Origin of the sequence: Flavobacterium sp. (assembly GCF_043773265.1) — a bacterium.
Lineage (GTDB): Bacteria > Bacteroidota > Bacteroidia > Flavobacteriales > Flavobacteriaceae > Flavobacterium.
In genome coordinates, this window is sequence record NZ_JAYVFH010000071.1 from 1 (window position 1) to 20,857 (window position 20,857).

At 30.8% G+C, this 20,857-nt stretch carries 16 protein-coding genes; 9 read left to right on the forward strand and 7 right to left on the reverse strand.

The window, feature by feature from the left end; all coding sequences use genetic code 11:
- The 4 genes from ACH2BO_RS03795 to ACH2BO_RS03810 all read right to left on the reverse strand — a co-directional run.
- On the reverse strand, positions 1-865 hold an 865-nt coding region (locus ACH2BO_RS03795), incomplete at its 3' end, for a DHH family phosphoesterase (protein WP_395043427.1).
- A gap of 69 nt (positions 866-934) precedes the next feature.
- Positions 935-2,125, reverse strand: a complete 1,191-nt coding sequence (locus ACH2BO_RS03800) for an ATP-binding protein (protein WP_395043428.1) — start codon at positions 2,123-2,125, stop codon at positions 935-937.
- A 150-nt stretch (positions 2,126-2,275) separates the two neighbouring features.
- Positions 2,276-2,950, reverse strand: a complete 675-nt coding sequence (gene rsmI, locus ACH2BO_RS03805; RefSeq protein WP_395043429.1) for a 16S rRNA (cytidine(1402)-2'-O)-methyltransferase — start codon at positions 2,948-2,950, stop codon at positions 2,276-2,278.
- Positions 2,951-3,871, reverse strand: a complete 921-nt coding sequence (locus tag ACH2BO_RS03810) for a hypothetical protein (protein WP_395043430.1) — start codon at positions 3,869-3,871, stop codon at positions 2,951-2,953.
- Between the two features lie 234 nt (positions 3,872-4,105).
- On the opposite strand from ACH2BO_RS03810, the gene ACH2BO_RS03815 reads away from it, so the two are divergent.
- From ACH2BO_RS03815 to ACH2BO_RS03845, 7 genes are all read left to right on the forward strand, one after another.
- Positions 4,106-4,735, forward strand: coding sequence for a thymidine kinase (locus ACH2BO_RS03815; protein ID WP_395043431.1), 630 nt, complete (start codon positions 4,106-4,108; stop codon positions 4,733-4,735).
- 3 nt (positions 4,736-4,738) lie between these two features.
- Positions 4,739-7,183, forward strand: a complete 2,445-nt coding sequence (locus ACH2BO_RS03820) for a bifunctional UDP-N-acetylmuramoyl-tripeptide:D-alanyl-D-alanine ligase/alanine racemase (protein WP_395043432.1) — start codon at positions 4,739-4,741, stop codon at positions 7,181-7,183.
- A gap of 78 nt (positions 7,184-7,261) precedes the next feature.
- On the forward strand, positions 7,262-7,675 hold the full coding sequence (gene mscL / locus ACH2BO_RS03825) for a large conductance mechanosensitive channel protein MscL (RefSeq protein ID WP_395043433.1): 414 nt from the start codon (positions 7,262-7,264) through the stop codon (positions 7,673-7,675).
- Positions 7,676-7,875: 200 nt separating this feature from the next.
- Complete coding sequence (locus tag ACH2BO_RS03830; protein WP_395043434.1) at positions 7,876-8,865, forward strand: aspartate-semialdehyde dehydrogenase; 990 nt, start codon at positions 7,876-7,878, stop codon at positions 8,863-8,865.
- 93 nt (positions 8,866-8,958) lie between these two features.
- Positions 8,959-9,312 carry a hypothetical protein gene (locus ACH2BO_RS03835; RefSeq protein WP_395043435.1) on the forward strand — a complete coding sequence of 118 codons (354 nt, stop codon included), beginning with the start codon at positions 8,959-8,961 and terminating at the stop codon, positions 9,310-9,312.
- Positions 9,313-9,374: 62 nt separating this feature from the next.
- On the forward strand, positions 9,375-11,594 hold the full coding sequence (locus tag ACH2BO_RS03840; RefSeq protein WP_395043436.1) for a TonB-dependent receptor domain-containing protein: 2,220 nt from the start codon (positions 9,375-9,377) through the stop codon (positions 11,592-11,594).
- A 72-nt stretch (positions 11,595-11,666) separates the two neighbouring features.
- The gene (locus ACH2BO_RS03845; RefSeq protein ID WP_395043437.1) at positions 11,667-12,041 is read left to right on the forward strand and encodes a DoxX family membrane protein; all 375 of its coding nucleotides are present in this window, start codon (positions 11,667-11,669) and stop codon (positions 12,039-12,041) included.
- Between the two features lie 38 nt (positions 12,042-12,079).
- Here ACH2BO_RS03845 and mtgA read toward each other — a convergent pair whose 3' ends face one another.
- Together mtgA and ACH2BO_RS03855 are read right to left on the reverse strand one after the other, a co-directional pair.
- On the reverse strand, positions 12,080-12,748 hold the full coding sequence (gene mtgA, locus ACH2BO_RS03850; RefSeq protein ID WP_395043438.1) for a monofunctional biosynthetic peptidoglycan transglycosylase: 669 nt from the start codon (positions 12,746-12,748) through the stop codon (positions 12,080-12,082).
- Between the two features lie 53 nt (positions 12,749-12,801).
- Positions 12,802-13,914: an NAD(P)/FAD-dependent oxidoreductase gene (locus ACH2BO_RS03855; protein ID WP_395043439.1), complete on the reverse strand. Its 1,113-nt coding sequence runs from the start codon at positions 13,912-13,914 to the stop codon at positions 12,802-12,804.
- A gap of 222 nt (positions 13,915-14,136) precedes the next feature.
- Here ACH2BO_RS03855 and ACH2BO_RS03860 point away from each other — a divergent pair, with 222 nt between their 5' ends.
- Both ACH2BO_RS03860 and ACH2BO_RS03865 read left to right on the forward strand, forming a co-directional pair.
- The gene (locus ACH2BO_RS03860; RefSeq protein WP_395043440.1) at positions 14,137-17,337 is read left to right on the forward strand and encodes a reprolysin-like metallopeptidase; all 3,201 of its coding nucleotides are present in this window, start codon (positions 14,137-14,139) and stop codon (positions 17,335-17,337) included.
- 120 nt (positions 17,338-17,457) lie between these two features.
- Positions 17,458-19,371: a S9 family peptidase gene (locus tag ACH2BO_RS03865; protein ID WP_395043441.1), complete on the forward strand. Its 1,914-nt coding sequence runs from the start codon at positions 17,458-17,460 to the stop codon at positions 19,369-19,371.
- Positions 19,372-19,524: 153 nt separating this feature from the next.
- On the opposite strand, the gene ahcY is transcribed toward ACH2BO_RS03865, so the two are convergent.
- On the reverse strand, positions 19,525-20,841 hold the full coding sequence (gene ahcY, locus ACH2BO_RS03870; RefSeq protein WP_395043442.1) for an adenosylhomocysteinase: 1,317 nt from the start codon (positions 20,839-20,841) through the stop codon (positions 19,525-19,527).
- Positions 20,842-20,857: the final 16 nt, after the last annotated feature.

The window sequence follows — 20,857 nt, forward strand, 5'->3', positions numbered from 1 at the left end:
TTCTTCCGGCAGCATTTATTCTTGGCGCAATAATAAAAACAACATCTGTTATTGTCAACACTTTTTTCTTCACATTTTGAATGAGTGCTTTTATTCCTGGACGTGGATTTGTATTAATAACTTCTAATCCAAATTTGGCTAAAACTCTATTTTCACCAGTCATTGGAACAATATCTGCTGCAATTGCAGTGGCAACCAAATCCAAATAAATAACCAAATTATCAATGGTTTGATTTCTGTTTTCTGCCAATGCTTGTATGAGTTTAAAACCAACACCACAACCACAAAGCTCATCATATGGATAAAAACAATCGTCACGTTTTGGGTCTAAAACTGCAATTGCGTTAGGCAATTCATTTCCTGGTCGGTGATGATCGCAAATAATAAAATCAATATTTTTTTCATTTGCATAAGCAATATGCTCGATTGATTTTATGCCACAATCTAATGCAATTATTAGTGAAATTCCGTTGTCGTCGGCAAAGTCAATTCCTTTATAAGAAATGCCGTAACCTTCATCATATCTGTCAGGTATGTATGTGGCAACGTTTGGATAATAACTTTTTAAATAACTTGAAACTAGTGAAACAGCAGTTGTTCCATCTACATCATAATCGCCAAAAACTAGAATGTTTTCGTTATTTTCGATAGCTTTTTCAATTCTAGAAACTGCTTTATCCATATCTTTCATTAAATATGGATTGTGTAAATCGTTTAAACTTGGTCTGAAAAATGTTCGTGCTTGCTCGAAATTTTCAATTCCTCTCTGAAATAATAATGTAGCAATAGTTTCATCTACTTGAAGTTCGTTTTGTAGTTTTTGAACTTGTTCTTTTTCTGGCTTCGATTTAATTGTCCAACGCATAGTAATTATGAATTAAAAATTAGGATTTATGTTATATTGGCGTGTAAATGTTTTGCAAATGTATAAAAATCAATACATAAACCCAAATAACCAAACTGGGATGTAATTTCCAAAACCAATTTCGATATTGTCTTTGGCAATAAATGCGTTTGTAGTATTTTTTATTTGTGCTTGTGTTTTCCCTTTTCCGCCAACTTCAAAAGTATATTTTTGGTTAATTAAAAAATCGGCTTGTTCTGCTAGATGTATTGTTGCCAAATATTTAAACTGATTCACAAAAAATGTTTCTCTCAAATTACCAATATTTGTATTGTCTGATGCCATTGCAAACATTAAATTGGTGTTGTTTAAATACAACTTTTCGGGTTTCGTTAATATGCCAATTCCTTTTGTCGGTTTATACAATTCGTTTACTAATCCTGCTCGTTCCAACTGTTTTATTGCCTCAATAAGAACTGCTCTTGACGCACCAATTCGCTCACTTAATTTTGTGATATTTGGAGTAAATGGTGCACTTGTAGCAATGGCGAACAATAATTTTTTTAGCTTTACTATTAAATCATAACTTATATTGTCAACCGCATTTATATCTATTTCTATTATTAAATTAATAGTATTTAATAACTTTTGATAATAAAAATCAGGATTTTCTTTGTAGTAAGGATATGCACCATATTCTAAATATTTTTTAAATAACGGAATTGGTTTTATAACTTTTAAAATATCTTGAGCTATTTGATTATGATTTTCTAAAATAGTCTCTAATGTATAAGCATCAAATTTTATCTTGGTTTCAAATTCTATAAATTCTCTAAATGACAATTCTTTCAAATTATAAGTTATTGCTCTTCGGCTTAAATCCGATTCTGATTTATAGATTTCCAACATTGATGATGATGTGAAAATCACCTTCAAATCTGGATTATTGTCATAAATTAATTTTATTTCTCTTGACCAATTCGGATATTTATGAACTTCGTCTAGCAACAAATATTTTCCTCCCATTTTAGAAAAATTGTCTGCCAGTGAAACCAAAGTATTTTGCAAAAAAAACAAATGGTCTAAACTTACGTACAAAGTTGTATTAATATCTAGATTTTTCTTTGCATGCTGTAACAAAAATGTCGTTTTTCCTGAACCTCTTGCTCCTTTTACTGCAATTAATCGATTGTTAAAATCCATTTTATCTACAAGATATCTTTGAAATTCTAACGACGTTTTATTTATTTTTTGCTGAAATTGATTAATTAATTCTTCCATATTGTTATTATTACATGACAAAAATAGTATAAATTGTTATGTAAAACTAACAAAAATTTATTTTTTTGTTTTTTGTAGATAACGAAAATGAATAAAACTGTTAAGTACAAACAACATTTTTATATCATTTTTGTTAAGCCAACACAGCAATTATTTGATTTTTCCACCAACCACAACAACAATTTCACCTTTGGCAGGTTTAGCTTCATAATGTTTTAAAACTTCTTCGGCAGTACCACGAATAGTTTCTTCATGTAGTTTAGATAATTCTCTAGAAACAGAAATTGGTCTTTCGGCTCCAAAATACTGAACAAATTCAGCTAAAGTTTTAATTAATTTATGTGGAGAAACATAAAAAATCATTGTTCGGTTTTCTTCGGCAAGTGCTAAATATCGAGTTTGTCTTCCTTTTTTTTCGGGTAAGAATCCTTCAAAAATAAACCTATCGTTAGGTAATCCACTATTTACTAACGCAGGAACAAAAGCAGTTGCTCCAGGCAAACAATCAACTTCAATATTATTTTCTACACAAGCACGAGTTAATAAAAACCCAGGATCGGAAATGGCTGGTGTTCCAGCATCAGATATTAAAGCAATTGTATCGCCAGATTTTAATCGTGAAATTAAATTTTCAACAGTTTTGTGTTCGTTATGCATGTGATGACTGTGCATGTGCGTTGAAATTTCATAATGTTTCAACAATTTTCCACTTGTGCGCGTGTCTTCTGCAAGAATTAAATCGGCTTCTTTTAGAACTCTAATGGCTCTAAAAGTCATGTCTTCGAGATTGCCAATTGGAGTTGGAACTATATAGAGTTTAGACATTTATGAAAATTTTCTTTCTACAAGTTCCATGAAACGTTCTTCATAATCTTCTTGACCTTTCCAGTTTTCGTAATCTGGTTTTATCATTTCGGTTATAAAGTTTTTAGCGTCAGAAAAAGTGTCAAACGTATTTAATTGCGATAAAACTCGATTAAAATCTTCGCTACTATTGGCAAATAAATATTTTACAAATCCAACTCTGTCGTTTAAACCAATGTTTATTCCGGTTGACGTTTTTTCATTTAAAGAAATTGTATTTTCTTTTTTATCCTCAATTATTGTTTCTGACTTTTCTTCAAATATCTCTTTCTTGGATGATGCTATTGATATATCGTTTGGTTTTACAAAAACTGGTTCACTGTAATTTTCGCCTAATAAATCTTCAAATGAAATTTGTTTTTGCTCTTTTTTTGGTTCTTCAACTTCAATTGGAGTTTCTGTGGTCAATTCAAATATTGGTTCAAAATCTAAATCGTCTTTTGCTTCACCAACAGGAACTTCTTCATCATTTTCATTAATTTCTCCAACAATAACTGGTTCTTCTTCAGCAATTGGTTCATCGGCAACAGCTTCTTCTTGCACTTCTGACTCTTCTAATGATGTCACAATTTCTTGCTCAACTTTGTCTTCAATTGCTTCTTTTTGTTCTTCAACAACAATTGGTTCTAGAACAGTTTCAGTTTTTTCTTTTGCAATTTCAGGAGTTTTTATTTCTAATGAAGCTGCTAGTTTTTCTTCTAATTCTTCTCTAGGAACTGTAGCTTTTACTTGATCATAATTATCGCCATAAAACTTTAGTACCGTTAGCGTTTCATATAATTTTTGAGTTTCTAGATATAATTGGTCTATTTCTGATTTATTTTTTAGCTTTAAAACTCGGTGAGCAATGCTCATTAATTCAGCTTCCAATCTTTTTTTCATAATATTTTGAAATTATAGTGACTTGCTTATTTTATCTTAAATTTTATTTTTACCAAAGGAAAGAAACAACCTTTAATAACAATATTTTTATTTTTGTAAATTAGTGTTTGTGAATCTTCGATTTAATAAATATTTTCTACATTTGAAACGACGTAAATGTATAAAATATAAATGTCGTTTGTTTGCGTTACAAAGTAATAAAAAGTATTCAAATTAAAAGCAGAAAAGTTAAAAATGTTTCTCGAAAACACAGTAAATCATAAAGAACAATTTGGTTGGATAGAAGTTATCTGCGGTTCGATGTTCTCTGGTAAGACCGAAGAACTCATTCGAAGATTGCGCAGAGCTCAATTTGCTAAACAAAAAGTTGAAATTTTTAAACCTGCTATCGATACTCGATATGATGAAGAAATGGTTGTTTCACATAATAAAAATGAAATTCGTTCAACACCAGTTCCTGCTGCTGCAAATATTAGAATTTTAGCTCAAGGTTGTGATGTTGTTGGGATTGATGAAGCACAGTTTTTTGACGATGAAATTGTTAGAGTTTGTAACGATTTGGCCAATTCTGGAATTAGAGTAATCGTTGCTGGATTGGATATGGATTTTAAAGGAAACCCATTCGGACCAATGCCTGCACTAATGGCAACTGCAGAATATGTTACCAAAGTTCATGCTGTTTGCACTAGAACAGGAAATCTAGCTCATTATAGTTTTAGAAAAGCCGACAGCGAAAATCTAGTTCTACTAGGTGAAACCGAAGAATATGAACCATTGAGTAGAGCATCATATTTTAGAGCTATGCGTGAAAATTTAATTGTAAAAGATGCCGAAAACTTATCTGTGGATAATAAAAAAAAATAACCTTTGAATTTATCTATAAGAAATATTGTTCCTATCATAAAAGCCGAATTTTTTGGAAAAAATGATACAGCAATTTTTGACACTATTTCTATAGATAGTCGTTCTTTACTAAACAATGAAAACACTTTGTTTTTTGCTCTGGTTGGTCCAAATCATGATGGTCACAAATACATTTTAGAATTAATAAAAAAAGGTGTTTCGCATTTTGTTGTAAATAAAATTCCAAAGAATTTAGAAAACAAAGCCAATTTTTTAATTGTTGAAAACACCCTTGATGCTTTGCAAAAAATAGCATCATTTCATAGAAACAATTTTGATTTTCCAATTATAGGAATCACAGGAAGCAACGGAAAAACAATCATCAAAGAATGGTTAAATTTCTTGTTGAGTCCAGATTATAATATTATTCGTTCTCCAAAAAGTTATAATTCTCAAGTTGGTGTGCCACTTTCAGTTATTGGAATTAATGAAAAGCACAATCTCGGGATTTTTGAAGCTGGAATTTCTACTACAAATGAGATGGAAAATCTTCAAAAAATAATTCAACCCACAATTGGAATATTATCTAATATTGGTTCAGCTCACGACGAAGGTTTTGATGATGCTGGCGAAAAAATAAAAGAAAAACTTAAACTTTTTACTTCGGTTGAGGTTTTGATTATGAATAAAAACAAAACCGTTGAGGCATTTTTAAATCCAAAAATAAAAACCTTTACATGGAGTTCTGATGATGGAAAAGCAGATGTTTTTGTAATTGCTAAGGAACATTTAGACCAAACAGAACTTAAAATAACTTTTCATAAACTTTGTTTTATAATCTTAATTCCTTTTGCTGACCAAGCATCAATAGAAAATGCTATACAATGTTTGATGGTTTTATTGTATTTTAAATACGACCAAGATACAATTCAAGAACGAATGAACTTATTGTATCCAGTAGAAATGCGTTTAAAAGTGAAAAACGGAATTAATAACACAACCATTATAGATGATAGTTATAGTTCTGATTTTCAATCTTTAAAGATAGCTTTAGATTTTCTAGAAAGCCAAAAACAATATAAAAAAAAGACTTTAATTTTATCTGATATTTTTCAAAGCGGATTGATTAATGAGGAATTATATTCTAAAGTTTCACAACTTATAGTTTCTAATAAAATTAATCGTGTGATTGCTATTGGGGAAACTATTTCTAGCTTTAAAAGTAAGTTTCCTAATTGTACTATATTTTCATCTAAAGAAAAATTTATTGAAGAGTTTGATAAAATTTCTTTTGAAAATGAAACAGTTTTAATAAAAGGAGCAAGGCATTATCACTTTGAAGAAATTGTTTCTTTACTTGAAGAAAAAACGCATGAAACTGTTCTAGAAATTAATTTGAATTCGATAAGTCATAACTTAAATTTCTATAAATCTAAATTAAAACCAGAAACCAAAATGATGGTCATGGTAAAAGCTTTTGGATATGGAAACGGAGGATTTGAAATAGCAAAATTACTTTCACATCATAAGGTTGATTATCTAGGTGTTGCTTTTGCCGATGAAGGAATTTTGCTAAAAAACGCAGGCATAGAATTGCCAATAATGGTTTTAAATCCTGAAAACACAAGTTTTCTTTCTATCATTCAACATCAATTAGAACCAGAAATATATTCAATAAAAGGATTAATAGCTTTTTTAAAAATTGCAGAACAGAAGAAACTTAAAAACTTTCCAATTCATATAAAATTGAATACAGGAATGAACCGATTAGGATTTGATGAAGAAAGCATTGATGAATTAATTGCAAAACTTAAAGATAATAAAGTAGTTGAAGTAAAAAGTATTTTATCACATTTAGCCACAAGTGACGATATGAAGTATGTTGATTTTACACTTTTTCAAATTAAATTATTTGAAAAAATATCATCTAAATTAATTTCAGAATTAAAAACAAACCCAATTAGACACATTTTAAATACTTCGGGAATTTCCAATTTTTCGCAAGCTCAATATGATATGGTTCGATTAGGAATTGGGCTTTACGGAATTTCCAACGATGAAGATGAGCAGAAATCTTTAGAAAATGTTGCAACTTTAAAATCTATCATTTCTCAAATAAGAACAATTGAAGAAGGTGAAAGCGTTGGTTATAACAGAGGATTTGTCGCTACAAAAACCACAAAAATTGCAACAATACCAATTGGTTATGCAGACGGAATTTCAAGACTTTGGGGAAACAATGTTGGTTATGTTACCATTAAAAATAAGAAAGCAACAATTGTTGGTAGCATTTGCATGGATATGTTGATGGTTGACATCACAGATGTTGATTGCAAAGAAGGAAATGAAGTAATAATTTTTGGAGAAAATCCAACGGTAAGCTATATGGCTAAACAATTAAATACAATTCCTTATGAAATAATGACAAGTATTTCACAAAGAGTTAAAAGAATCTTCTTTAGAGAGTAGTAAAAATTCTACAACTATTTTAAAATCATGTTAAAATTTTAATTATTTTTGCACCATAACCAATTAAATAAAAATATTATGGGATTTTTTGCAGATTTTAAGGCATCTTTAATGAAAGGTGATGTATTGAGCTTGGCAACAGCAGTTGTAATAGGTGGAGCTTTTGGTAAAATTGTTGGATCAGCAGTTGATGATATCATTATGCCAATCGTAGGATTATTAACTGGTGGTGTAGATTTCACTCAGAAGTTTTTATCATTAAACGGTCAATCATATGTAAATCTTGAAGCGGCAAAAACTGCAGGAGCAAGTGTAATGACTTATGGTAACCTTGTTCAAGCAATTATTAACTTCGTTATTATTTCGTTGTTTATTTTTATTATTTTAAGAGCAGCTGAAAAAGCTAAAAAGAAAGAAGAAGTTGTTGCAGCACCAGCTGGGCCATCTCAAGAAGAATTGCTTACTCAAATTAGAGATTTATTAAAAAAATAATAATTCACTAAATTACATATTCTAATTTATGTTGAATTGATTTCAGCACTAAACCATTCGTTAATTCGGATGGTTTTTTTGTTTAATAAATTTCAATATTAAAAATTCTAAGTTGAATATTCAAAGTTTTCATTTTTCAAACCAATTTTCTACATACTTTTGTACTTAAAAAATTTTATAAAAATCTAAATAAATTTAATATGAAAGTTGCTGTAGTTGGCGCAACCGGAATGGTTGGTGAAGTAATGCTTAAGGTTTTAGCAGAAAGAAATTTTCCGGTAACAGAGTTAATTCCTGTAGCTTCAGAAAAATCTGTAGGTAAAGAAATAGAGTTTAAAGGAACAAATTATAAAGTTGTTGGTATGCAAACCGCTATCGACATGAAAGCTGATATTGCTCTTTTTTCTGCTGGTGGAGAAACTTCTTTAGAATGGGCGCCAAAATTTGCAGCAGCAGGAACAACAGTTATAGATAATTCTTCGGCCTGGAGAATGGATCCAACAAAAAAATTAGTGGTTCCAGAAATTAATGGTTCAATTCTAACAAAGGAAGATAAGATTATCCCTAATGCTAATTGCTCAACTATTCAATTGGTTATGGCTTTAGCTCCATTGCATAAAAAATATAAAATAAAACGCGTTATAGTTTCAACTTATCAATCTATAACTGGAACAGGCGTAAAAGGCGTACAACAACTTGAAAATGAATATGCAGGAATTCAAGGAGAAATGGCTTATAAATATCCAATTCATCGAAATGCAATTCCACAATGTGATAGTTTTGAAGAAAATGGCTACACCAAAGAAGAAATGAAACTGGTTCGTGAAACCCAAAAAATTCTAGACGATAGAACTATTGCTGTAACTGCAACTGCTGTTAGAGTTCCAATTGTTGGTGGTCATAGCGAAGCAGTAAATGTAGAATTTGAACGTGATTTTAATGTTGGCGAAGTGCGAGATCTTTTGCACAGAACTCCAGGAATAGTTGTTCAAGATAATTTAGACACATTTACTTATCCAATGCCATTATTTGCACAAGGAAAAGATGACGTTTTTGTTGGAAGAATTCGTAGAGATGAAAGTCAACCAAATTCATTAAATATGTGGATTGTTGCAGATAATTTAAGAAAAGGCGCAGCTACAAATACTGTTCAAATTGCAGAGTATTTAGTGGCTCATAATTTGGTATAACCAACTTTTTTATAAAAAATCCATTTGAATTAACAATTCATAAAGTTTGTTAATTCAAATGGATTTTATTTTCAGTTAATTACATTTGTATTGATGAAGAAAAAGAATCTTTTAGTAAGTTTTTTATTTGGATTGACAGTATTCTTAGCAATAGTGTTACAATCACTACATTCTTTTAATCACATAGAAAAAGACCTTACTGAAAAAAAATGCCGTCACAAATATGCTAAGAACAAAACTGAATTCACGCATAAACATCACGATTTAGAAAATTGTTTTGTTTGTGAATTTACTTTTAGCAATTCTATTAAAGCAGAGTTTTTAACTTATAACTTCAAAAAAGTTGAAATTTCATCAACTCATTCTTTTGCTAAATCAAGAGAAATTACGCAATTTTTCTGCGGAAGTCTTTTTTATCTTCGAGCACCACCAAGTTTTATTGTATAAATCAAATTAATTCTGATTCAAAAATCAGGGATATTAATTTTTTAACAATAAATCATTTTCAAATGAAATCATTTTTATTTGCCCTAATTCTAGGGTTTTCGACATTTGCCTCAGCGCAAAACAAAGTTATTGGAACTGTTTTAGATAGTCAAAACAAAATGCTTTCTGGAGTAAACATTGCCATTCCAGAACTTCACAAAGAAGCAATTTCTAATGAATTAGGAAAATATGAACTTACTAATTTACCCTCAGGAAATTTTAAAATCGTTTTTTCTTACATAGGATTTGAAACTCTTACTAAAGAAATTTATATAAAACAAAAGGAATCTGTAGTTGATGTTTCGTTATTAGAAACCATTCATCAAATGGATGAAGTAATAGTTTCTACATCTTTCAATAAATTACAATCGCAAAATGTTATGAAAGTAGAGCATCAATCGATGAAATCGTTACAACAAAGAGGAACTTCAACACTAATTGAAGGTTTGGCAACAATTCCTGGAGTTTCGCAAGTTTCTACTGGAACTTCTATCGGAAAACCTGTGATTCGTGGATTGAGTGGTAATCGAGTGTTAGTTTATTCTCAAGGTGTACGATTGGAAAATCAACAATTTGGTGAAGAACACGGTTTGGGTTTAAACGATGCCGGAATAGAAAGTGTTGAAGTAATAAAAGGTCCAGCATCGTTGCTTTATGGTTCTGATGCTATTGGTGGTGTTCTTTATTTTAATTCAGAAAAATTTGCAAAACCAAATGTTTCTGAATTGAATTTCAATCAAAAATATTTCTCTAATACTAAAGGAAGCAATTCATCACTTGGATATAAATTATCTGGAGAAGATTTAAAATTTTCGGCTAGAATTAGCAACAATAAACATTCTGATTATTTAATTCCAGAAGGAAATCGAGTAACAAACACAAGGTATAACGAACTTGATTTTAAAACTGGTTTAGGATATTCTAATGCTATTTTTTCGACTATTTTTAGATACAATTATAATAAATTAGAATTAGGAATCTCAGAAAATGGCATTGCTGAGCAAACAACAATTAAAAAACCAGATTATCCAAAACAATCAGTTAATAGTCAAATATTAAGTTTAAACTCTACTATTTTCTTTAAAAATTCTAAGATTGACGCCGATTTAGGGTATATTAATAACGATAGAAGTGAGTTTGCAGAAACAGATGTAGCGAATTTACACATGAAACTAAAAACTTTAAATTATAATGTAAAGTATTATTTGCCTAAAATAGGAAAATTTGAATCCATAATTGGAACACAAGGAATGTATCAAACCAATATTAATCTTGGTGAAGAAGCATTAATTCCAGATGCAACAACCAAAGATTATGGCATTTTTGCAACGGTTAATTATGAATGGAAGAAAAATGTAATTCAAACTGGAGTTCGATTTGATAAAAGAAATATAGCTTCTATTGAAAGAGGAATTGAAGGTGAAGAAGGATATTTTCAAGCCATTGATAAAGAGTTTCAAAGTTTCAATTCGTCTATAGGATTTAAAACAAATTTGAAAGAAAATATAGTTTTTAGATTGAATTTAGCTTCTGGATTTAGAGCGCCAAACATGGCGGAATTAACATCTAATGGAGTTCACGAAGGAAGCAATCGATATGAAATTGGGAATTTAAATTTAAAAAACGAACAAAATTTTCAAGCCGATTTGAATTTAGAATATAGAAATTCGCATTTTGAATTATTTGTAAACGGATTTTATAATCATATTAATAATTATATTTTTATTTCCCCAAACGGAAATGTTATTCAAGACAACGATGTTTATGTTTACACCCAAGCCAATGCTAGGTTATATGGTGGTGAAACAGGAATACATTTTCATCCGCATCCGCTAGATTGGTTGCACATTACAAGTGGTTTTGAAAGTGTGACTGGAAAAAAACTATCCCAAAATATTGGAAGCAATAATTTGCCATTAATTCCTGCAAACAGATGGAATAACTCTTTGAAAATCGAATTCAAATCTTCTAAATATTTCAAAGAAGGTTTTGCAGTCCTTAATTTAGAATATACTTTAACTCAAAACAATCCTAGTCAATTTGAAACAAATTCTAATGATTATACTTTGCTAAATTTTGGTTTTGGAGGGAAAATAACATTAGGAAAAACTGTATTTGATGTAAACTTAAATGCCAATAATTTATTAAACAAAACTTATATTTCACATTTGTCAAGATTAAAAACAGATGGAATTCCTAATATTGGAAGAAATATTATTTTGGGTGTTAATTTTATAATTTAATTAATAAATAGAGGTTAATTTAAAAAATTAATTATATTTTTACCATATTACTAACCAATAAAAGAAATATTTATGAATTCAATGTTTACAAAAATTGTTAGAATACTATTAGGAATTATGCTTGTTGTTTTTGGTGCCAACAAGTTTTTACATTTTATTCCAATGGACGCACCAACAGGTTCTGCAGGCGATTTCATGAACTCTCTTGGCGCAACTGGTTATATATTTCCTTTTGTTGGAGTTTTAGAAGTAATTATTGGTGTAATGCTTTTGTTAAAAAAATGGATTGCTTTTGCATTAATATTATTAGCGCCAATTTCTATTAACATTTTGTTATTTCATCTTTTTTTAGACATTCCAGGTGTTGGTGCTGCATTACTTGTAACAGTTTTAAATGCAATATTAATTTATAAACACTGGAAGCAATATAATTCCTTGTTTTTATAAAACTATAAAAAGCGTCAAATTTTAATTGACGCTTTTTTTTAGTACGCTATTTTTCCAGTATATCGCATGACTTTCATTATCTTTTCTTTTCTTCTATTTATATATGAAGAAGAATTAGAAGCTTTAAATTTTCTAGGATTTGGAAGTATTGCTGCTATTCCTGCAGCTTCTTTTGGGGTTAAGTTTTTAACATCTTTAGTGTACCAATGTCTTGCAGCTTCTTTTGCTCCATAAACGCCATTTCCCATTTCAATAGAATTTAAATAAACTTCCATAATGCGTTCTTTTCCCCAAATAAATTCTATTAAAACTGTGAAATAAGCTTCCAATCCTTTTCTAATATAACTTCTTCCTTGCCACAAAAAAACATTTTTAGCGGTTTGTTGAGATATTGTACTTCCGCCTTTTAATTTTTTGCCTTTATTATTGTTTTTAATTGCTTTTTGCATGGCTTTAAAATCGAAACCATTATGTAATAAAAAGTTACCATCTTCACTTGCAATAACAGCTTTTTGAAGATTTGACGAAATGTTTTCTAATGGTTCCCAATCGTGACTAAAAACAGCATCTTTTCCTTCAATTTTATTTTCAATAATTCTTGTAATCATTAATGGTGTAAAAGGAACAGGAATCCATTTATAAAGTAGTACTAAAAGAATTGAAATTCCAAAAAACCACAACATAGATTTCCAAATAATTCGTTTCATTTTTTGAAAAAAAGTGGTTTTTGATGTTTTTATAGTTGATTTTTTCTTTGCCATTAAATTAATTCTGCTAATTCTTTTCCTATTAAACTTCCTATTGCAACTCCCATTCCACCTAGTCGAACACCACAATAAACATTATTTGATAATTGTGAAACTATTGGATTTTTACTATTTCCTAATCCCATAATTCCACTCCATCTATGAGCGATTTTAAAATCTTGATTAGGCAAAATTACTTCTTTTAAGAGTTGTTCCAATTTATTTTGAATAATTATTGTTTCGCCAAATTGTGTAGTGTTTTCAGTATCAAAATCTAAATTTCTTCCACCACCAATAAGAATTCTGTTTTCAAAATTCCTAAAATAATAATATCCTTTGTCTAGATGAAATGTTCCTTTTATATCTAAATTTTCTATTGGCTCAGTAATTAAAACTTGTGCTCTTGCTGGTTTTACCTCATTATTTGTAAGTTCAGATGCAAATCCGTTTGTGGCAAAAAGCAATTTATTTGTTTTAAACGAAAAATCACTAAGTTCAACTTCAACATGATTTGTTTTATCTATAAAGGACGTAACTTCTATTTGATTTAATATTAAAATATCTTGAGAAATCGCTTTTTTTAATAAATTTTGCATCATATTTCCTGTATCAATTTGAGCTTCAAACGGATTGAAAATGGTATATTCTTTTATGTTTTTAAACGCAAATCTATCAATTCCTTTAGTAAAAACATCAGCTTTAAAAAGTGGCTTTAAAATTTCATTAATATATGGAATTTTTTGTAAACATTCATTATATGTATTTTCATCTTCTTTTAAAAATAATTCATATCCACCATAAGGTTTAAAATCAATTGCTTCATCTCCAAGATTTTTTCTTAATAATTGAAGTCCATTCCAACGTTTTTCAATGAGTTTAATTACATCTTCTTCTGAATTCGAATTTAAATCATCTATAATTTCTGACAAACTTCCAAAACAAGCAAAACCTGCGTTTTTTGTGCTTGCACCTTGCGGAAGAATTCCTTTTTCTAATACTAAAATTTTACTATTTGGAAATCGTTCACGTAAATTTAATGCACAATGAAGCCCAACAATTCCACTGCCAACGATAGTAAAATCAACACTTGAAAACCAATTTTTTATTTCCCAATAACTTAAATGCATAGAATTCTAAACTTTTTATAAAAATAGTATTTTTTAATTATTAGAGCTTAATTAATTTCACAAAAAAACTATATCAATACTATTTTTCCATAAACAATGAGAATATCTCATGAAACAAACATGCATTTCAACGAATTGTTAATATCTTTTTCTAATCCTTGAAAATATATTAAAAAACTTAATAAATTTGGGATTCTATTTTAACCAAAAAATATTATTATTATGAAGTACAAATTACTCACAGTTGCGTTATTAGTTATAACGAGTTTTTCTTATGCGCAACAAAAAGGAGATTTTTGGAAAAAGTCTACAAAAAGTAACATTGTTGCTCTTGAAAGCAGAATGCAACTTCCAACAAAAAACCTTTTAGATTTAGATGTGAATGCAATGAGAGCATCACTTTTAAATTCTTCTCAAAGAAATGAAACCTCTAAAACATCTAGTGTGGTTTTATCTTTTCCAAATGCAGATGGACAAATGGAGCAGTTCAGCATTTATGAAAATTCTAACATGGATCCTTCATTAGCAGCAAGATATCCAGAAATTAAATCTTATATTGGTATTGGAATTGACAATAAAACATTGACTGCCTATTTCAGTATTTCGCCTCTAGGATTTAAATCAATGGTTTTAGGAGCAGACAGATCTGCAGTATTTATTGAACCATTTTCGCAAGATTTACAAACCTATTCTGTTTATAAAAAATCAGACAAGAAAGAAACATTTACACCTTTTGAATGTGGTGTAATTAATGATATTAAAAATGAAGTTGATCCTTCTGTATTGAGACCAAATGCAGATGATTCAACACTAAGAACCTTTAGATTAGCTATGTCTGTAACAGGCGAGTATACTACTTATTTTGGTGGAACAAAAGCTCAAGCACTTGCAGCAATAAATGCTTCAATGACTCGTGTAAATGGAGTTTTTGAAAAAGATTTTGGAGTAAGAATGGTGTTGATTGCTAATAATGATTTAGTAATATATACAAATGCTTCAACTGATCCTTATTCTGCTGCTGCTACTGGTTCTGGTGGAGCTTGGAATGCTGAGTTACAAAATGCTTTAACATCGGTAATTGGAGAAGCTAATTATGATGTAGGACATTTATTTGGTGCTTCTGGTGGTGGTGGAAATGCTGGCTGTATTGGTTGCGTTTGCGTAAACGGACAAAAAGGTAGCGGATTTACTTCACCTGGAGATGGAATTCCATCTGGAGATAATTTTGATATTGATTATGTTGCTCATGAATTAGGTCATCAATTTGGTGCAAATCACACATTTACTACTGGAAACGAAGGTACTGGAGCACATATGGAACCAGGTTCTGGATCTACAATTATGGGTTATGCAGGAATTACTACATTAGATGTTCAACCACATTCTGATGCTTATTTTCACGCTTTTAGTATTCAACAAGTAACTAATAATATTAAAACAAAAACATGTCAAACCAATACTGCAACTGGAAACTCTATTCCTGTTGTTAATGCTGGATTAGATTATACAGTTCCAAAAAGCACACCATATTTATTAACAGGTGTTGCAACAGATGCCAATGGAGACGTATTGACTTATAACTGGGAACAATTTAATTCTCAAACAACAACTGCAGCACCAAGCGCTACAAAAACTTCGGGTGTAAATTTTAGATCTTACAATTCATCTACTTCTCCTTCAAGAAGTTTTCCAAGATTACAATCTGTATTAACTGGTGCAACAACTACTGCTGGAACAGAAATTACAGTTGAAGCTTTATCATCAGTTGCAAGAACATTAAATTTTAGATTAACAGTTCGTGATAATAGAGCTGGTGGTTCTGCAAATAATTCTGATGATATGATAGTAACTGTAAATGCAACTGCTGGTCCATTTTCTGTAAGTGTCCCAAATACTGCAGTTTCTTATGTTGGTGGAAGTTCTCAAACAGTAACCTGGAATGTTGCAGGAACTACTGCAAACGGAGTAAATTGTGCCAATGTTGATATTTTAATTTCAACAAATGCTGGTACTTCTTGGTCTACCTTATTAGCTGCAACTCCAAATGATGGAACACAAGCTGTGTCTATTCCAAATACACCTGGAACTACTAATAGAATTATGGTAAGAGGAACTAATCATATTTTTTATGATATTTCAAATACTAATTTCACCATTACAACAGGTACGGTTGATACAGTCGCTCCAACTGCTGCAACATTATCAGCTTCTGGAACTACTCAAACAACTACAAGTTTATCTTGGTCTGGTGCTACAGATAATGTTGCTGTAACTGGTTATGATGTTTATAAAGACGGAGCTTTACTTGGTTCTACAGCATCTTCAACATATTCTGTTTCAGGATTAACAGCTTCAACAACATATTCATTTACTGTAATTGCTAAAGATGCTGCAGGAAACGTTTCAGTATCAAGTAACTCAGTAAGTGTAACTACTCTTGCTCCAGTTGTTGATATAACTGCTCCAACTGCTCCAACATTAACTGCTTCTGGTACTACTTCAACTTCAACAAATTTATCTTGGTCTGGTGCTACAGATAATATTGGTGTATCTGGTTATGATGTTTATAGAGGTCCGACTTTATTAGGTTCTACAACTACTGCAACAACATTTGCGGCAACAGGATTAACTGCTTCAACTACTTATACTTTTACTGTAAGAGCAAAAGATGCTGCAGGAAACATTTCTGTTGATAGTAATGTTGTAAGTGTTACAACTTTAGCAAATACTTTAACTTATTGTACTTCGGCTGCAACCAATACAAATGATGAAAGAATAGGAAGAGTACAATTAGGAACAATCAATAATCCTTCAACTGGAACAGCTGGTTATGAAAATTTTACGGCAATTTCAACCAATTTAGTTAGAAGTACTTCGAACACAATTACTATTACTCCAACTTGGACAGCTACAGTATATGCCGAAGGATACGCAGTATATATTGATTATAATCAAAATGGTGTCTTTACTGATGCTGGTGAAACAGTTTATACTAGAGCAGCTTCAACAACAACTCCAATTTCAGGTTCATTTACAATTCCTGCAACTGCAACTTTAGGATCAACTAGAATGAGAGTTAAAATGACTTATAATGCTACACCAACATCTTCATGTGGTTCATTTACTTATGGTCAAGTAGAAGATTATACTGTAAATATTTCATTAACTGCTAGAATGGAAGATGCTTCAAATACTGCAATTTCTTTCAACTTATACCCAAATCCAGTGAATGGAGAAGTATTGAATATCTCTAACCTTGAAGTAGATTCAAACTATAGAATTTTCAACATGATTGGTCAAGAATTTGGAAAAGGTAAAATCGAAAATCAAAGCATTAATGTTGGTTCATTATCTTCAGGAACTTATTTAATTGAAGTTTCTAATGCAAATGGTACAACTACAAAACGTTTTATCAAACAATAAATTTTTATTACATTATTTTAAAAGCCATTCGCAATCGTGAATGGCTTTTTTTATTACTTTTATCCAATAATAAAATAACCTATTTCAGTATCGAAAGATTATGAACTAAATTCAGAATAAATGAAAAAAATATTTTTTATAATCGTTATTACAATGAGTATAGTAGCATCGGCACAACAAGTATTATCTCCAGAAACACTCTGGAAATTAGGTAGAGTATCGGTTTTAGGAATTTCTAAAGACAAAAAATCAATTGTTTATAAAGTTTCTACACCTTTGGTTGAAGAAAATAAATCCAATTCCAAGTTTTATACAATTCCTGTAAACGGAGGAAATGCTATCGAAGTTCAAGAAACTAAGGAGTTACTATCAGATAAAAATATTTCTCCAAATGGAATGTATATTTTATCATCGCAAGAAGTAAAAATCAATAAAGTTTTAGGAAAAGATATTTATCCAAATCTTGATAAATCTAATGCTCAAGTCTACAATGGTTTAGATTATCGTCATTGGGATACATGGAATGATGGCTCAGTTAATCACGTTTTTTATGGCGGAATTCCTGCCGATAATGTAAAACTTGCCGCACCAATTGATATTATGCCAAACGAACCGTATGATTCTCCTCAAAAACCTTCTGGTGGTGATGAAGATTATATTTGGTCGCCAAAAGGAGAAAGTATTATTTATGTATCCAAAAAGAAATTTGGAACCGATTATGCCATTTCTACAAACACCGATTTGTATGAATACAACCTAGAAACTAAAATCACTAAAAATCTAACCGAAAATAATTTAGGTTATGATACAAACCCAGTGTTTTCTCCAACTGGAAATCTAACTTGGTTGCAAATGAAACGCGACGGATATGAAGCAGATAAAAACGACATCATAGTACGTTTTAAAGAAATAGACATGAATCTTACAGCCAATTGGGATGGAAGTGTAGAAGGTTTTAACTGGAGTGAAGATGGAAAAAAAGTATATTTCACAGCTGCAGTTGATGGTACAAAACAATTATTTGAAGTAAATTTTCCAGGGTTAACAAAAATTGCTATTACTGTAAAACAAATCACAAAAGGAGATTTTGATGTTGCTGATATTGTTGGTTTTACAAAAGACAAAATCCTCGTTACTAGAACCGATATGAATCATGCTGTTGAGGTATATTCTTATAATTTTAAAAAGAAAACGTGGTTGCAATTAACAAAAGTGAACGATGAAACATATAGTAAATTGTCGTTACCAAAATACGAAAGCAGATATGTAACTACAACCGACGGTAAAAAAATGTTTGTTTGGGTAATCCTTCCACCAAATTTTGATAAAACTAAAAAATATCCAACACTTTTATATTGTCAAGGTGGACCACAATCGCCATTAACTCAAAGTTATTCTTTCCGTTGGAATTTTTCTTTAATGGCATCGCAAGGTTATGTTGTGGTTGCGCCAAATCGTCGTGGAATGTATGGTCACGGACAAGAATGGAACGAACAAATTTCTAAAGATTGGGGCGGACAAGTTATGGACGATTATCTTTCTGCAATTGATGATCTTGCTAAAGAAAGTTATGTTGACAAAACTAGACTTGGAGCTGTTGGAGCAAGTTATGGAGGTTATTCAGTGTTTCAATTAGCCGGAATTCACAACCACAGATTTAAAACGTTTATTTCACATTGTGGCGTTTTCAATTTAGAAAGTATGTACGGCACAACCGAAGAAGTATTTTTCAACAATTGGGATCATGGTGGCGCTTATTGGGAAAAAGATAATGCTGTAGCCCAAAAAACCTACACCAAATTCAACCCAATCAATATGGTTGACAAGTGGAACACACCAATATTAATCATTCAAGGCGGAAAAGACTATCGAGTGCCAATTGGTCAAGGACAAGAAGCGTTTCAAGCAGCACAATTACGCGGAATTAAAAGTAGATTTTTATTATTTCCAGAAGAAAACCATTGGGTTTTAAAACCACAAAATGCTCAAGTGTGGCAAAGTGAATTCTATAAATGGTTGAAGGAGACTTTGTAGAAAATGACAGTAAATTCAAAATTTAAAACTTTATCACGATAGCGCGGATTTGCAATCCGTGCCCACAATAAACATAAAACCCCAATTTCAAAAGAAATCGGGGTTTTGCTATTTTAAGAACTTCGTACCTTGTATATCGTACTTCGTACTTTTTTAGTATCTGTAATACTCAGGTTTAAATGGTCCATCAACACCAACACCAATATAATCAGCTTGATCTTGACGTAAAGTTTCCAATTCAACGCCTAATTTAGCTAAGTGTAACATCGCTACTTTTTCATCTAAATGTTTTGGTAACATATAAACGTCGTTATTGTAAGCAGCACTGTTTTTCCATAACTCAATTTGAGCCAAAGTTTGATTTGTAAATGAATTACTCATTACAAAACTTGGATGTCCAGTTGCACAACCTAAGTTTACTAATCTTCCTTCAGCAAGAACTAAAATATCAACACCATCAATTGTATATTTATCAACTTGTGGTTTAATTTCAATTTTAGTGTTTCCGTAGTTTGTATTTAACCAAGCCATGTCTATTTCATTGTCAAAATGTCCAATGTTACAAACAATAGTTTTGTCTTTCATTGCACGGAAATCTCTTTCCAATACAATATCTTTATTTCCAGTTGTAGTAATAATAATATCTGCAGTAGCAATAACTGTCGATAATTTTTTCACTTCAAATCCATCCATTGCAGCTTGCAAAGCACAAATTGGGTCAATTTCTGTAACAGTTACAATAGATCCAGCACCTTTAAATGAAGCCGCAGTTCCTTTTCCAACATCACCATATCCACAAACAACTACTCTTTTTCCAGCCAACATAATATCAGTTGCACGACGAACTGCATCAACAGCACTTTCTTTACAACCATATTTATTATCAAATTTCGATTTTGTAACCGAGTCATTAACATTTATTGCAGGCATTGGTAACGTTCCAGCTTTCACTCTTTCGTATAATCTATGAACACCAGTTGTAGTTTCTTCAGATAAACCTTTGATACCAGCAACTAGTTCTGGAAAACGATCAATAACCATATTTGTTAAATCTCCACCATCATCAAGAATCATGTTCAATGGTTGTCTGTCTTCACCAAAAAATAATGTTTGCTCAATACACCAATCAAAATCTACTTCGTTCAAACCTTTCCAAGCATAAACCTGAATTCCAGCAGCAGCAATTGCAGCAGCAGCTTGATCTTGAGTTGAGAAAATGTTGCAAGATGACCATGTAACTTCTGCACCTAAAGCAATTAAAGTTTCAATTAAAACAGCAGTTTGAATAGTCATGTGTAAACATCCTGCAATACGAGCATCCTTTAAAGGTTGTTCGTCTTTGTATTCTGCTCTTAAAGCCATTAAACCTGGCATTTCTGCTTCGGCTAATTCAATTTCTTTTCTTCCCCAAGCTGCAAGCGAAATATCTTTCACTTTAAAAGCTACATAAGGTAATGTTTGTGTACTCATCTATTATGTATATTTG

Coding starts and splice junctions, on each gene's coding strand:
- ACH2BO_RS03845 (WP_395043437.1), top strand. CDS start 11,667: ATGAATTCAATGTTTACAAAAATTGTTAGAATACTATTAGGAATTATG.
- ACH2BO_RS03835 (WP_395043435.1), top strand. CDS start 8,959: ATGAAGAAAAAGAATCTTTTAGTAAGTTTTTTATTTGGATTGACAGTA.
- ACH2BO_RS03810 (WP_395043430.1), bottom strand. CDS start 3,871: ATGAAAAAAAGATTGGAAGCTGAATTAATGAGCATTGCTCACCGAGTT.
- ACH2BO_RS03840 (WP_395043436.1), top strand. CDS start 9,375: ATGAAATCATTTTTATTTGCCCTAATTCTAGGGTTTTCGACATTTGCC.
- mtgA (WP_395043438.1), bottom strand. CDS start 12,748: ATGAAACGAATTATTTGGAAATCTATGTTGTGGTTTTTTGGAATTTCA.
- ACH2BO_RS03865 (WP_395043441.1), top strand. CDS start 17,458: ATGAAAAAAATATTTTTTATAATCGTTATTACAATGAGTATAGTAGCA.
- rsmI (WP_395043429.1), bottom strand. CDS start 2,950: ATGTCTAAACTCTATATAGTTCCAACTCCAATTGGCAATCTCGAAGAC.
- ahcY (WP_395043442.1), bottom strand. CDS start 20,841: ATGAGTACACAAACATTACCTTATGTAGCTTTTAAAGTGAAAGATATT.
- ACH2BO_RS03815 (WP_395043431.1), top strand. CDS start 4,106: ATGTTTCTCGAAAACACAGTAAATCATAAAGAACAATTTGGTTGGATA.
- ACH2BO_RS03800 (WP_395043428.1), bottom strand. CDS start 2,125: ATGGAAGAATTAATTAATCAATTTCAGCAAAAAATAAATAAAACGTCG.
- ACH2BO_RS03860 (WP_395043440.1), top strand. CDS start 14,137: ATGAAGTACAAATTACTCACAGTTGCGTTATTAGTTATAACGAGTTTT.
- mscL (WP_395043433.1), top strand. CDS start 7,262: ATGGGATTTTTTGCAGATTTTAAGGCATCTTTAATGAAAGGTGATGTA.
- ACH2BO_RS03830 (WP_395043434.1), top strand. CDS start 7,876: ATGAAAGTTGCTGTAGTTGGCGCAACCGGAATGGTTGGTGAAGTAATG.
- ACH2BO_RS03855 (WP_395043439.1), bottom strand. CDS start 13,914: ATGCATTTAAGTTATTGGGAAATAAAAAATTGGTTTTCAAGTGTTGAT.